This is a genomic window from Microbacterium sp. TWP3-1-2b2 (genome assembly GCF_049896145.1).
GTDB lineage: Bacteria > Actinomycetota > Actinomycetes > Actinomycetales > Microbacteriaceae > Microbacterium.
Window position 1 is genome coordinate 1,024,650 of sequence record NZ_JAFCTS010000001.1, and the last position, 12,736, is coordinate 1,037,385.

The following is a 12,736-nucleotide window of genomic DNA, read 5'->3' on the forward strand; positions in this document are numbered from 1 at the left end:
AAGCATCACGCCGATGCGGGGCTGTTCGATGACGGCGGAGCGTCGGGGCGCGAGGTCAGCAGCCCGTCGAGCAGCACCTGTGTCATCCGAGTCGCCGGGTCCGCTGCATCGCTCGAGTGAGCGGGGGCGAGTCGACTGAGCGCGTGAATGAGATCCTCCGCCCGGACGTCGGCGCGGATGCTGCCCTCCCGCGCACCGGCATCAAGGATGCTTTGAACCATCGGCGCGAGCGTGCCGACGAAGTAGTCCGGCAGCGATTGATACGCGGGGTCGCCGGAGTGCAGGGCAGTCGCGAAGCCACGCTTCGTGGCGACGAAACCGGCGAATCTCGCGGCCCATAGGCGCAAAGCCTCAGGTGGCGGGCACTCCGCGACGAGGCGACCCGCTTCGGCTGCCGTCGCATCGACCTCACGACGGAACACGGCGATGATCAAGTCGGAGCGAAGCGGGTAGTTGCGGTAGATCGTGCCGACTCCGACACCGGCCCGCGCAGCGATGTCCCGCATCGGCGCGTCGACCCCGGACTCGGCGAACGCCGCCTTCGCAGCCTCGAGCACTGACTCCGTGTTGCGCACAGCATCCGCGCGCTTTCGCCTGGGTGCGGCGTCGTTCTGCGTCGGCATGCTCAATCTCTTCTTCTTCTCTCGCGTGACAAACGGAACAACGTTCCGTATAGTTGCGGAAGAGCGTTCCGCTTACTCGAGCCTACCTGGCTCAGCGCTCAGGACCCACCGCTGATCGAGGGAGAATCATGCACTACCGAACACTCGGCCGAACCGGCATCCGCGTCTCGCCGTTCGCCCTCGGGGCGATGATGTTCAGTTCGTTCGGAAACGGTGATCAGAACGAGGTCGACCAGATGGTCGCCCGCGCTCTCGACGCCGGTATCAACTTCATCGACACCGCAGACGCGTATGGAGAATCCGAGGAGATGCTCGGCAAGGCTCTGAGGGGGCGCCGAGACGACGTCGTGCTCGCGTCGAAGTTCGCGCGCCCGATCGGCGATGAGCCGAACCGTCAGGGCGGATCACGCCGATGGATCATCACGGCGGTCGAGAACTCCCTGCGTCGACTGAACACGGACCATCTCGACCTCTACCAGATGCATCGCCCCGATCCGGACACGGACATCGAGGAGACCCTGTCTGCACTCACGGATCTGGTGCGCAGCGGCAAGGTCCGCGCGATCGGGTCGTCCGACATGCCTGCCTCCGACATGGTCGAAGCCCAGTGGGTCGCCGAACGGAGAGGACTGGAGCGCTTCCGGACCGAGCAGCCGCACTACTCACTGCTGGATCGCTCGATCGAGCGGGAGGTGCTGCCGGTCGCACAGCGCTACGGCATGGGCACAGTGATCTGGAGTCCGTTGGCCAGCGGATTGCTCACGGGCCGTGTGCGGCGCGGGCAGGACACCGATCTGCGCCGGACGCGGCTGTTCGCCGCACTTCGCGACGAACGTCGTATCGACGCCGTCGAGACGCTCATCCCGCTCGCCGCCGAGGCAGGGCTGCCACTCACGCACATGGCGCTCGCCTTCGTGATCGCGCACCCGGGTGTGACGGCGGCGCTCATCGGCCCGCGGACGATGGAACAACTCGATGATCTTCTCGCCGCGGCCGATGTGAGTCTCTCGGACGAACTGCTCGACCGGATAGACGAGATCGTCCCGCCAGGCACGGGCGTCGGACGGATGGATCAGGAGTACAACACGCCGCCCATCGAGTCGGCGGCGCTGCGCCGCAGGCTCGTGCAGGACCGGTCAGCGGCGTAGAGGACCCGCCCTGACCATCGGGAAATGCAGAAAGCCCCCGGAAATCCGGGGGCTTTCTGGTGTCGTGTGACCCCAGCGGGATTCGAACCCGCGTTACCGCCGTGAGAGGGCAGCGTACTAGGCCGCTATACGATGGGGCCGTCTTGCGGAGCGTTTCCGTCCCGCGACAACCGTTCAAGTATGCCATGGGATTTCGCACTCCGCAAAATCGGCCAGGGCACGCGAAGATCTCGGGCGCGTCATCACGAAAGCCGCGTTTGCCGCGCAGCCGAAGAAGGAGTTGACTCTCCTCATGCGCGTCACAAAGTTCGAACATGCCACTCTCCGCGTCGACATCGGAGGCGATGCTCTGATCATCGATCCAGGCACGTTCACGAGCCCGCTCGACGATCTGTCCGGCCTCGTGGCCGTCGTGATCACGCACGAGCACCCGGACCATTGGACGCCTGAGCACCTCGACCGCATCCTTCGCGCCGCACCAGGGACTCCGGTTTTCGCACCTGCAGGCGTCGCCGCAGCCGCAGCGGATCACCAGATCACGGTGGTCGAGCCCGGTGAGACGGTGAACGCCGGACGCTTCACGCTGCGATTCTTCGGAGGTGATCACGAGATCATCCACTCCTCACTGCCGAGGGTTCAGAATGTCGGAGTTCTGATCAACGACGAGCTCTACTACCCCGGCGACTCGTACGCCGTCCCCGAGGGAGTCGAGATCGACGTGCTCGCCGCGCCCCTCGGTGCCCCCTGGCTGAAGATCGGCGAGGCGATGGACTTCGTGCTCGCAGTGAAACCCCGCCGTGCCTTCGGCGTCCACGACATGACGCTGTCCGTCATCGGTCGCGACATGCACCGCGCACGCCTGAAGTGGGCGACCGAGCAGCACGGCGGCGAGTTCTTCGAACTCGACCCCGGTAACTCGCTCGATCTGTGATCGATGCCCACGTCGCCCGCAGCTGAGCGAAGCCTCGACGAAGAAGAAGTGCGACTGCTGCTCGCACACGGCGCGCCGCATCTTGCGCATCGGCCACTGCGGCTGGTCAACGAGGGATGGGACAACGCCACCTGGCGACTCGGCGACGACCTCGCGGTGCGAATCCCACGTCGCGCACTGGCCGCGCCGCTGATCGAGAACGAGCAGATCGCACTCCCCATCATCGGTCGGATGCTCGACGCCGTCGGCGTGCGCACTCCTGTCCCGGTCGTCGACGGCAGAGCAACATCCGAATTCCCGTGGCCGTGGTCCGTCGTGCCATGGATCCCCGGCGTGCACGCCCTTGAGCTGCCCCGCGCGCACAACGCAGCCTGGGCAGCGGAGCTGGCGGCAGCCCTCGGCGCACTGCACCGGACCGCACCGCCGGATGCACCGCGCAACCCCGTCAGAGGAATCCCCCTCGTCCAGCGCGACCAGAGGCTGCGCGCACTGCTCCCCCACGTTCCGGATGCTCTCCGATCCAGCGTCGAAAGCGCATGGGCGGCAGGCATCGCCGCATCCGCGAGCACCGAACGGGTGTGGATCCACGGCGACCTGCACCCCGGCAACATCGTGATCGCAGGCGACCGACTGTCAGCCCTCATCGACTTCGGCGATGTCACCGCCGGCGACCCCGCCTACGATCTGGCGGTCGCATGGATGGCGTTCGATGCGGAAGGGCGAGCCCTCTTCCGACGCGCCACCGCCGACCGCTACGACGAAGCGACCTGGATCCGGGCACGCGCATGGGCGGCCTCAGTCGCCGCGATACTGCTGGCCCAGAGCGATGACCGAGATAGCTATCGGGCGCTGGGCCAGAGCACCGCAATGGAGCTTCTCGCCGGAGCCGCTACTGCGCGGCCCGCACCCTGATCTCCCTGGCGAGGTGGTCGCGCTGCTCGATCACCAGCCGGCGCAGCGCCGCAGGTGCGGCGGGATTCGCCGCGAGCCAGGTGTCCACAGGGTCCGTCGAGTCAGACAACGGGAACAGCCCGAGCACGAGACGCCTGGCGAGTTCGATGCTGCGCGATGCCCAGGCGTCGCCGATCCGTTCGAAGTAGGCGCCGTCGAACTGCGCGATCAGATCGCGACGCGCACCAGCGCGCACGCCGGCGATCGTCGCGTCGAGCTGGTCGTTGCTGAGGGCTTCGTCGTCCCACGCGCGCTCCCACGCCGCTGCCCGAACCTCTGCTACGGGCCGCGACGCGTACGCCCGCAAGGCCGCGACGCGTCCGTCAGCGGTGTCGTCGCGCGCGAGCTCGCTCCTGATGGCGTCGTCGGATGCTGCTCCTGTCGTCGCCAGGGCGTTGACCAATGACCATCGCAGCTCCGGGTCGACGGGGAGCCCCTCCGGCCCGCGCCCGTCGAGGATCGCCTGGACGCGCGCGGTGCTCACGCTGCTCAGCGCGGATGCGGCGGCGAACGCGCGCGCCCACGCGAGCTGCGCGTCGCTGCCGGGAGCAGCATCATCCAGAGCTGCTTCGGAGGACCTGAGCCATGCGGCGCGCGCGGTGTCCCGCTGCGCGGCGGGAACGAAGTGTCCGATCGTGTATGCGGCGTTCGCGAGCACCCCGGACAGAAGCCCGATGTTCTCCTCAGCGGGCGCGTGCAGACGGACGATCTCCAGGTAGCGCGCCGCAGACAGCTCGCCGTCTCGCGTGGCATTCCACAGCGACGACCAGACCAGAGCCCGCGGCAGCGGGGCGAGGGTGGAGAGGGCAGCGGTGACGGCGTCCAGCGAGGCGTCGTCGAGCCGGGCCTTCACATAGCTGAGGTCCGAGTCGTTCAGGAGCACGAGATCCGCATGCGGCAGCGACAGCGGAGTCCGCTCGGCCGCGATGTCGAGTTCCCGCTGCTCGCGCAGCACGAGCCGGCCGTCTGCAAGGTCGTACAGCCCGATGCGCAGTCGGTGAGGCCGGGGATCGCTCTGCACCAGCGTCCGCTCGCCTGCGGCGTCCGACTCCATCCACAACGTCGAGACGCCGCTGGTCTCCAGCCATGCCTTCGACCACGCCTGCACGTCTCGGCCGGAGACGTGTTCGAGCTCCACGAGCAGATCGTCGAGTGTCGTGTTGCCGTAGGCGTGGCGGGCGAAGTACCGACGCGCGCCTTCGAAGAACGGCTCTTCGCCGACGAACGCGACGAGCTGCTTGAGCACGGACGCACCCTTCGCGTACGTGATGCCGTCGAAGTTGAGCTTGGCCGCTTCGAGATCGGGAATGTCTGCGACGATCGGGTGCGTGGTCGGGAGCTGATCCTGCTGATAGGCCCACGCCTTGCGGTTGGCGGCGAAACGCTCCCACGCATCGGTGAATCGAGTGGCAGCCGCAGACGCGTGAGAGCCCATGTAGTCGGCGAACGATTCCTTGAGCCACAGGTCGTCCCACCACCGCATCGTCACCAGGTCACCGAACCACATGTGCGCCATCTCGTGCAGGATCGTGTTCGCGCGCGCCCCTCGCTGAGCGTCGGTGGCGGCCCCTCGGGGGATGTACGCCTCGGTGAAGGTGACCAGCCCCGGATTCTCCATCGCTCCGAGGTTGTACTCCGGAACGAAGATCTGGTCGTACTTGCCCCACGGATATGCGAACGCGAAGGCGTCCGTGAAGAAGTCAAGGCCCTGACGGGTGACCTCGATGATCTCGTCGGCCTCGAGGTGTGCTGCCAACGACGCACGGCACAGGACCCCGAGCGCGACTTCCTGCTCACCGCGGACCCACTCGCTGTCGACGCGGTGATAGGGACCCGCGGCCACAGCGGTGATGTAGCTCGAGAGCGGCAGAGTCGGTGCGAACTCGACGGTCTGCACCCCGCTCTCCTCTCGTGCACTCGCCGCGCTCTGGTTCGAAAGCACGTGCCATCCGGCGGGCGCATGAACGATGAACGTGTACGAGGCCTTCATGTCCGGCTGCTCGAAGCACGCCATCACCCGACGCGAGTCCGCGGGCTCGTACTGGGTGTAGAGATAGGTCTCGCCGTCGACGGGGTCGACGAAGCGGTGCAGACCTTCTCCGGATCGACTGTAAACACCGGTCGCCTCGATCTCGACCGTGTTGGATGCCGAGAGCCCGGTGACCGCGACACGAGCGCCGTCGTACTCGACACGCGCGTCGACGCCGTTCACGGTGACCCGTCCCACCGACTCGCCGATGAAGTCGACCCACGTGACGGGCGATGTCGCGTCGAACACGAGTGTCGTCGTCGTACGGAAGCCCTGCTGCGCGGGATTCGGCGCGTCCCGCAGGTCGAGCTCGACCCGGATCTCGTGCAGCGTGATGGTCGCGGATCGCGACGCGGTCTCTTGCCTGGTCAGGTTCGCGGAGCTCATGTCGTCCATCGTTTCATGGGAAGAGTCCACCCCCGTCTACAAGATGCGCCGATAATGGGCTAAGCTGGAGCGACACATTCACGTTGACTTCCGGAATCTCCGGCTGTTCATCGGCCCGACTGCCTCACTCGCATGGTGGCCACTCGATCATCGTCCTTCACCTACCTCACGCTCCCAGCCAGGAGACGCAGCGAATCCTCGCCGTCGCCCTGAGAGCCCCACAAACTGCCGAGCCGAACATCGTCGAGGCATTACGGGTCGAAGCTCGGCCCACGAACACAAAGGAAACACAGCATGGCCACTGGCACTGTCAAATGGTTCAACTCCGACAAGGGCTACGGCTTCATCGCTCCCGATGACGGATCCGCCGATGTCTTCGCGCACTTCAGCGCGATCCAGGGCAGCGGACACCGCAACCTCGAGGAAGCACAGAAGGTCGAGTTCGACACGGAGCAGGGTCCCAAGGGCCCCCAGGCGACGAACATCACCGCGCTCTGAATTAGAACACCTGAAGGCCCGATTCCCGCAGTGCGGGGGTCGGGCCTTCTTGCTGCCACCTGGATCACGGCGGGCACTCGACTTGACGGCCGGACCACTCGCCGCGTACATTACAGAACGGTAACGGTCTCGCCCGAAGGGATCGGCAAGGAGCAGAACGAGCCGTTCTGTATCGGAAGGATCCCCTCACGTCTTCAGCACGGTCCGAGCGCGTACCCGATTCCGCCTCGGCAACTCCAGATACCCCGGACGCATCTCGACCGCTGTTGCGGCGTGACCTGCGACGATCCGCGACCCCGGCAGAAGCGCCTCGAGCGACGGCAGCAGCGCCGCGGCCGGAAGCAGCGGAGTCACGACGTCGCGCGACCCCGATCGCGACGACGACGAAACGGCGTCCGGCCGCGCACGCGCGCCGCCCCTGGGCGAAGACCAAGGCACTGGGAGCCGTCCTGTCCGTGGGCGCGATGATCACGGGTGTCGCTCTTCCCGCACTCACCCCGAACGTCGAACCGGTTTCGGCCGCTGCCGCCGGCACCTCCGCGGCTATCGAGGACGCGCAGTCGTACAGCTCCACGGACGAGATCCGTGCTGAGATCGCCCCTCGCGGCAACTTCTCGGCAACGACGCCGGAAGAGATAGATGAGACCCGTTCCAGGGCCGTCGCCGCTGCGCTGGCTGCCGGGATGCCCCTCGGCAGCGCCGTCGAGATCCCCATCGCCGATCAGGTCGTGATGCCGATGGCTTCTGGCAGCTACTCGTTCACCGACGGTTTCGGCGCCTCACGTCCTGGGCGGTCACATCTCGGACAGGACTTCGCCGCGCCGGTCGGCGCGGCGATCAACGCGGCGATGGACGGCTGCGTCTCGCGCTCGACGGAGAGTTACCAGGGGTACGGCGTGACGATCCAGATCGAGAGTGTCATCGACGGTGAAGCCGTCAGCACGGTGTACTCGCACATGAGCTACGGCACACGCGCGGTGCAAGTCGGTGACTGCGTCACAGCAGGCCAGTACATCGGCGACGTCGGCTCGACGGGATACGTGTTCGGCTCCTGTCTGCACTTCGAGGTGCACGTGGACAGCGTGCCGGTGAACCCCACACCGTGGCTCAACGAGCACGTCAGCTGACACCGCCACCGCGACTCAACGCTTGCGCAGCACCTCGAGAACGCATTGCTCCTCGACTGTCAGGTATTTCCGCGGCCTCATGCGCCCCATCGTCCTTCGGACTTCCGGGATGGTGACACCGTCTTCGAAGGCTGCGAACACCCGCGGATCGATGTACGAGCCTCTGGTCACCGCCGGCGTGTTGCCGAGGCGCTCCGCTACCTGCTCGACGACTTCGCGAACGACCGCAGCATCGCCGTCGGCATCCCCGTGATCGGTCTCTGCCGCGAGCAGAGCAGAGGTGGCGAGCAGCGTGCCGCCCCACGTGCGGAAATCCTTCGCCGAGAACTCTTTGCCCATGTGCTTCTTCACGTAGGCGTTCACCCGCTTGCTGTCCACGTCGCGGATGACGCCGTCATCATCGAAGAAGCGGAAGATCTCATGCCCCGGCATATCGTTCAACTGGTCGATGATGCGCACGATCTGCGGATCACGGATCGTGCGGACATGACGCTTCCCGCTCTTGCCGACGAAATCGAACGTGACCTTGCCCGAGGAGACCTGTGTGTGCTTCCGGCGCAGTGTCGTGGCCCCGTAGTGGCTGTGCTTGCGGGCGTACTCGGTATTGCCGACCCGGAAGAACTCCTGGTCGATGAGCTTGACGATGCACGCGACGACCTTGTCCTCGCTGAGACGGCGCCTGCGCAGGTCCTGGTCGACCTGCTTGCGCAGATGCGGCAGGCGTTCGGCGAACCGCAGGATGCGAGCGAATTTCTTCTTCTCCTGACGGCGCCGGAACGCAGGGCTGTAGATGGCCTGGAGTCGACCGGCATCATCGAGTCCCCGAGCCAGCACCTTGGCTGACGATGACCGCGCGATCTCGACATCCGTCCACGCCGGTGGGATCGCGAGCGCCTCTATCCTGGCGATCTCACGCGCGCTCCTGATGCGCCGTCCCGCGTTGCGGTAGACAGTCTCATCGCCATCCCGCTCGCGGGTTATGGGCAGTCTGGACATGGGATCCTCGCCGTCGAACGCTGCGTACTCTGATACGGTCGCACAGGTGTCATGAACCAAGAAAACCCCCGCACGAGCGGGGGTTTTTCTGTGGCTGGGGTACCTGGACTCGAACCAAGAACAACGGTGGGCTCCTGGCTCGCGGCTGGTATCACTGCAGTTCGTTGAGATTCCGCGTGATTTTGCGGTTCTCATGGGGTTGAGTATACCGAGGAGTACCGGCTGATGACAGCCAATCTGGTTGCCTTTGAAGGCAATCTGGTCACCAAAGTGGTCACCTGTTCCAGCTGGCCCGATTCTTGAACTACTCCCCCGCGGTAGTTGGCGTCGGCAATGGCGTTCCTATTCCTCGGGAAGATGGCGAATTCCTACGCTCACTCGCCCGCACGCGGTTTGGGTTGTGATGGCTGGTGGTCCACACGGTGGACCATTCCGGCGCAGATCAATGCGAGTGCGGAGCTGAACGCGCGTCTGTGGTTACGGCGTGGAGCACCATGTCATCGAGGTTGGGGAGCGCATTCGTGAGTCGGTGTTCGGCGTCGTTCACCACCTTCTCCACGTTCGACAAGGCATCGTCTGCGACCGTCATGACGGCTGCGCCTTGGAGCCGATGGCCGACCCAGCGCAGCTGCAGTTTCTGAACCGCGAGCACGCCTGGTGTGGTGGTGAGGGCGGTTTCGGCGCGGTCGATGAGTTCCGGTTCAATTCCGTCCATGAGGCGCCGCCCGATGTTTCGGACGGTGCCCCACAGTAGGACGATGATGGCTGCGGAGATGATGAGGCCGACGATGGGGTCGGCGAGCGGAAATCCGAGCATGACGCCGATCGCGCCGAGCACCACTGCAAGAGAGGTGAACCCGTCGGTGCGGGCGTGTACGCCATCCGCGACAAGGGCAGCCGATCCGATCTTTTGCCCGACGCGGATGCGGTAGATCGCGACGGCCTCGTTCCCGAGAAATCCGATGACTCCGGCTGCGAGCACCCACCACAGATTCTGCAGGGGTTGCGGGTTGAAGAGGCGCTCGATGGACTGCCACGCCGCCAGAATCGCGGACAAGGCAATCACGGCGACGATGAATAGGCCAGCGAGATCTTCGGCGCGGCCGTAGCCGTAGGTGTACCGGCGGGTCGCGGCGCGGCGCCCGAGGATGAACGCGATCCAGAGCGGGACTGCTGTGAGGGCGTCGGAGAAGTTGTGGATTGTGTCCGCCAGTAGCGCGACAGAGCCGCTGATCAGGACCACCACGAGTTGGAGGACCGTGGTCGCGAGGAGGATAACGAGGCTGATTTTCAGCGCTCGGACTCCTTCCTTACTCGCCTCGAGAGCGTCGTCGATGGAGTCGGAAGCATCGTGGCTGTGTGGCACGAACAATCCGTAGAAGAACCCCTTGACCCCGGTGGGGTGCGAGTGGCCACTCGCCCCGTGGTCGTGATCGTGGTTGTGGTCGTGGTCGTGCGGGGTGGCGTGATCGACGTGGGGATTCATCGGCTGGCCTCGCCGGCGGGGTGGTGGTGGCGGGGCGTGCCGCCGAGTGTGTGTTCGGCCTGGAAGATGGCGTCGGAGACGAGCTGGCTCGCATGTTCGTTCTCCAGTCGGTAAAACACCCGCTGTCCGTCCTGCCTTGTCGCGACGATCCGCGCCAGGCGCAGTTTCGCCAAGTGCTGAGAGACGGCGGCCGGGGATTTGTCGACGATGTCGGCCAGGTGGTTCACCGACAGCTCGTTCTCGCGGAGCGCGAGGATGATCCGTACCCGGGTCGCATCGGCGAGCATCGCGAAGACCTCGACAGCCAATTCGACGAACTGGGTGTCCGGCTCCCGCCCACACACCTGCTTATCTGCATCCATACGCAGATTATTGCATAACAAGCTGCCGCTATGCGCGGCCAGCTTCGTCGGGTGGGGCCCGCCAGGCGAGGGCGACGCCGATGATGGTGATGATGACGGCAATGTCGTAGCTCGCCACGGTGTAGGTCCACACCGGATCCACCGCAAGGACGGGAACCGTGTCGCCGAGCACGTGGCTCACGACGAGGACCGGTCCGAGCACCAGCAACACGCGCCCCAGACGCACGCGCCGGCGGTGAGTGCGCTCCTGACGAGATGCTCCGGAGGTCGATGCAGGTGTGGGCGATGAGACATCAGTGAGATGTCGGAGATGTCGGAGATGTTGGAGATGTCGCAGCGAGTCCGGGTGTCCCGCGTCTCGAGGATGACGAGTCATTGGAACGCCGCCGTGATGGCGAGGTAGCTCGCAACTGCCACAAGTACGACGGCGATCGTCGCAGCAGTGATGAAGATCACCGGGGTGCCGAGGAGGTTCTTTGGTCGTTTCATGGGGTCTCTGATCCGAAGGGTGCCGTGTCGTTAACGGGCGGGGCTGAGGACGGTGGTGTCGTCGGGGGTGATCTCGACGATGCCGCGGTCATCGACGAGGACGACTCGTCCATCGCCGATGGCAGCGAAGGCCTGGACAGCGCCATCGACGGTTTCGAGGCGTTGCCAGGTCTGGTCGGCGCCCTGTTGCCAGAAGGCGCCATCCGTGCCGACCCCGGCGAGGGTGCCGTCTGGGCGTGCGTCGAGCGCATACAGCAGCGGCGCACCATCGACCGGGGTGAACGTCACCCCCTGGTCGTCGCTGCGCAGGAGTCCTTCTTCGGCCGCCGCATAGAGGCCGTTGTCGGTGGCGACAAGATCCGCCGCTGCGATCGACGCTCCTGTCGTCCAGTTGTGGCCGCCGTCGGTGCTGATGAGGAGGTCGACGTCGCTAGAGGCGATGCCGTAGAGGGTACCGTCCGGCCCTGCGGTGAGGACGTGGAAATCGGTGCTGCCGTTCAGCGCAACGGCCGACCATGTCAGGCCGTAGTCGTCGCTTTGGATGATGCCGAGGTTGGGAGCCCCCAGCTCGGCGGCGGTATCGGGGCCGGGGTGCCCGGAGGCGAACAGGGTGTCGCCGCTGATGGTGAATCCCATCGCATCGAAGGTGTTGTCGCCGATGGGACCGGAGACGTCCCCGGTCGGTGTGACGGTGAAGATGCCGTTGTGGGTGGCGACAAGCAGGTCGCTTCCGCGGGGATCCTCGGCGATGCCGTGCACGTGCTCGATGCGGGGTGCGGCGATGTCCGGTTCTGTGGTTTGGGTGCTGGTGCATCCAGTCACAACCAGAGCGAGTGCGGCCAGGACGGTCAGCGGCAGGAGGCGATTCATGGGGACTCCAAGAGAGGGGTGCGTCGACGGCCCGCGAGTGGCAGATTGCGGCCCGTCGACGGCGGAGGGAAGGGCTCAGCAGGCGGGATCTGTTGTGTGAGATCCCGATGGGTCGGGCGGGCCGGCACAGAAGTGCCTGGCCCGCCCGGGATGTCACAGCTCGTCGAGCAGGTCCTGCATGGTGGTGATTTCGGCGGTCTGATCGTCGATCACCTGCTGGGCGAGGTCAAGGACATCCGGGTTCTGACCGTCTTCGAGCGCGGTGCGCGCCATCTCCACGGCACCGTCGTGATGCATGATCATCTGCTCGAGGAAGAGGCGGCTGGCTTGCGTCGCATCTGCCTCCTCCAGGGCTGTCATGTCCTCTTCGGACATCATCCCGTCGCCGGAGTCGTCCATCGAACCGTGGTCCATGCCGCCCGAGCTGTCGGGGTCGTAGTCGACGCCCCAGTCCTCCAGCCAGCCGAGCATCCGCTCCATCTCCGGGCCTTGGGCGTCCTTGATCTGCTGGGCGAGCTCAGCGACGGCCGGGTCGAGTCCGTCCTTGGACAGCACGATGTCGGCCATCTCGATGGCCTGCTGGTGGTGCGGGATCATCATCGTCACGAACATCTCATCGGCATCATTCGCCGTCGCTGAGGTATCGGATGATGTGGTGTTCTCGCTGGTCGGTGCGGATGCGTCAGCGCAGCCCGTCAAGACGAGAGCCAGGCTGAGCACGCCAGTGCCGAGGGCAAGGGGAAGCTTCTTCATGAGTAATTCCTTCGATTGAGTCAGATGTGAGGGGTCGTGGACGCAGCGCCGCGCAGAGGCGACGCCACGATGCCGGCAGGACGCCG

General features: G+C 65.6%; 14 protein-coding genes and 1 tRNA gene. 5 read left to right on the forward strand and 10 right to left on the reverse strand.

Translation table 11 applies throughout. The features are described 5' to 3' along the window. Window positions 1–5 precede the first annotated feature (5 nt). Window positions 6–623: a TetR/AcrR family transcriptional regulator gene (locus tag ACP7AR_RS05135; protein ID WP_426183429.1), complete on the reverse strand. Its 618-nt coding sequence runs from the start codon at window positions 621–623 to the stop codon at window positions 6–8. A 128-nt stretch (window positions 624–751) separates the two neighbouring features. Between ACP7AR_RS05135 and ACP7AR_RS05140 the strand changes: the two genes are divergently transcribed. Beyond that, window positions 752–1,771 (forward strand): aldo/keto reductase, encoded by a 1,020-nt coding sequence (locus tag ACP7AR_RS05140; RefSeq protein ID WP_426183431.1) that lies wholly within the window; start codon window positions 752–754, stop codon window positions 1,769–1,771. A gap of 67 nt (window positions 1,772–1,838) precedes the next feature. Here ACP7AR_RS05140 and ACP7AR_RS05145 read toward each other — a convergent pair. Then, a tRNA-Glu gene (locus ACP7AR_RS05145) sits at window positions 1,839–1,911 on the reverse strand. A gap of 152 nt (window positions 1,912–2,063) precedes the next feature. On the opposite strand from ACP7AR_RS05145, the gene ACP7AR_RS05150 reads away from it, so the two are divergent. Next, window positions 2,064–2,702: an MBL fold metallo-hydrolase gene (locus ACP7AR_RS05150; RefSeq protein WP_426183433.1), complete on the forward strand. Its 639-nt coding sequence runs from the start codon at window positions 2,064–2,066 to the stop codon at window positions 2,700–2,702. A gap of 3 nt (window positions 2,703–2,705) precedes the next feature. Then, on the forward strand, window positions 2,706–3,614 hold the full coding sequence (locus tag ACP7AR_RS05155) for a phosphotransferase (RefSeq protein ID WP_426183435.1): 909 nt from the start codon (window positions 2,706–2,708) through the stop codon (window positions 3,612–3,614). Here ACP7AR_RS05155 and pepN read toward each other — a convergent pair. After that, a complete protein-coding gene (gene pepN / locus ACP7AR_RS05160) occupies window positions 3,592–6,069 on the reverse strand; it encodes an aminopeptidase N (RefSeq protein WP_426183437.1) in 2,478 nt (825 codons plus the stop codon). The genes ACP7AR_RS05155 and pepN overlap by 23 nt on opposite strands. 294 nt (window positions 6,070–6,363) lie before the next feature. Here pepN and ACP7AR_RS05165 point away from each other — a divergent pair, with 294 nt between their 5' ends. Beyond that, entirely contained in the window at window positions 6,364–6,567 is a 204-nt protein-coding gene (locus ACP7AR_RS05165; RefSeq protein ID WP_033104556.1) for a cold-shock protein, read from the forward strand. Window positions 6,568–6,753: 186 nt separating this feature from the next. Here ACP7AR_RS05165 and ACP7AR_RS05170 read toward each other — a convergent pair whose 3' ends face one another. Next, entirely contained in the window at window positions 6,754–6,921 is a 168-nt protein-coding gene (locus ACP7AR_RS05170; RefSeq protein ID WP_426183440.1) for a hypothetical protein, read from the reverse strand. Between the two features lie 110 nt (window positions 6,922–7,031). On the opposite strand from ACP7AR_RS05170, the gene ACP7AR_RS05175 reads away from it, so the two are divergent. After that, window positions 7,032–7,694 (forward strand): M23 family metallopeptidase, encoded by a 663-nt coding sequence (locus ACP7AR_RS05175; protein ID WP_426187645.1) that lies wholly within the window; start codon window positions 7,032–7,034, stop codon window positions 7,692–7,694. A gap of 15 nt (window positions 7,695–7,709) precedes the next feature. Here the strand turns inward: ACP7AR_RS05175 and ACP7AR_RS05180 are convergent, their stop codons facing one another. From ACP7AR_RS05180 to ACP7AR_RS05205, 6 genes are all read right to left on the reverse strand, one after another. Next, window positions 7,710–8,690, reverse strand: a complete 981-nt coding sequence (locus ACP7AR_RS05180; RefSeq protein ID WP_426183442.1) for a DNA topoisomerase IB — start codon at window positions 8,688–8,690, stop codon at window positions 7,710–7,712. A gap of 442 nt (window positions 8,691–9,132) precedes the next feature. Next, window positions 9,133–10,176, reverse strand: coding sequence for a cation diffusion facilitator family transporter (locus ACP7AR_RS05185; RefSeq protein ID WP_426183444.1), 1,044 nt, complete (start codon window positions 10,174–10,176; stop codon window positions 9,133–9,135). Further along, entirely contained in the window at window positions 10,173–10,538 is a 366-nt protein-coding gene (locus ACP7AR_RS05190) for an ArsR/SmtB family transcription factor (RefSeq protein WP_426183446.1), read from the reverse strand. Before ACP7AR_RS05190 ends, ACP7AR_RS05185 begins: the two co-directional genes overlap by 4 nt. 28 nt (window positions 10,539–10,566) lie before the next feature. Then, window positions 10,567–10,764 carry a hypothetical protein gene (locus ACP7AR_RS05195; RefSeq protein ID WP_426183448.1) on the reverse strand — a complete coding sequence of 66 codons (198 nt, stop codon included), beginning with the start codon at window positions 10,762–10,764 and terminating at the stop codon, window positions 10,567–10,569. A gap of 293 nt (window positions 10,765–11,057) precedes the next feature. Then, the gene (locus tag ACP7AR_RS05200) at window positions 11,058–11,897 is read right to left on the reverse strand and encodes a F510_1955 family glycosylhydrolase (protein WP_426183450.1); all 840 of its coding nucleotides are present in this window, start codon (window positions 11,895–11,897) and stop codon (window positions 11,058–11,060) included. Window positions 11,898–12,050: 153 nt separating this feature from the next. Next, on the reverse strand, window positions 12,051–12,650 hold the full coding sequence (locus ACP7AR_RS05205; protein WP_426183452.1) for a DUF305 domain-containing protein: 600 nt from the start codon (window positions 12,648–12,650) through the stop codon (window positions 12,051–12,053). Window positions 12,651–12,736: the final 86 nt, after the last annotated feature.

Excerpts from the sequence above, each read along its gene's own strand:
- ACP7AR_RS05135 (WP_426183429.1), bottom strand. The coding sequence starts at position 623 with ATGCCGACGCAGAACGACGCCGCACCCAGGCGAAAGCGCGCGGATGCT.
- ACP7AR_RS05140 (WP_426183431.1), top strand. The coding sequence starts at position 752 with ATGCACTACCGAACACTCGGCCGAACCGGCATCCGCGTCTCGCCGTTC.
- ACP7AR_RS05150 (WP_426183433.1), top strand. The coding sequence starts at position 2,064 with ATGCGCGTCACAAAGTTCGAACATGCCACTCTCCGCGTCGACATCGGA.
- ACP7AR_RS05155 (WP_426183435.1), top strand. The coding sequence starts at position 2,706 with ATGCCCACGTCGCCCGCAGCTGAGCGAAGCCTCGACGAAGAAGAAGTG.
- pepN (WP_426183437.1), bottom strand. The coding sequence starts at position 6,069 with ATGAGCTCCGCGAACCTGACCAGGCAAGAGACCGCGTCGCGATCCGCG.
- ACP7AR_RS05165 (WP_033104556.1), top strand. The coding sequence starts at position 6,364 with ATGGCCACTGGCACTGTCAAATGGTTCAACTCCGACAAGGGCTACGGC.
- ACP7AR_RS05175 (WP_426187645.1), top strand. The coding sequence starts at position 7,032 with ATGATCACGGGTGTCGCTCTTCCCGCACTCACCCCGAACGTCGAACCG.
- ACP7AR_RS05180 (WP_426183442.1), bottom strand. The coding sequence starts at position 8,690 with ATGTCCAGACTGCCCATAACCCGCGAGCGGGATGGCGATGAGACTGTC.
- ACP7AR_RS05185 (WP_426183444.1), bottom strand. The coding sequence starts at position 10,176 with ATGAATCCCCACGTCGATCACGCCACCCCGCACGACCACGACCACAAC.
- ACP7AR_RS05190 (WP_426183446.1), bottom strand. The coding sequence starts at position 10,538 with ATGGATGCAGATAAGCAGGTGTGTGGGCGGGAGCCGGACACCCAGTTC.
- ACP7AR_RS05200 (WP_426183450.1), bottom strand. The coding sequence starts at position 11,897 with ATGAATCGCCTCCTGCCGCTGACCGTCCTGGCCGCACTCGCTCTGGTT.
- ACP7AR_RS05205 (WP_426183452.1), bottom strand. The coding sequence starts at position 12,650 with ATGAAGAAGCTTCCCCTTGCCCTCGGCACTGGCGTGCTCAGCCTGGCT.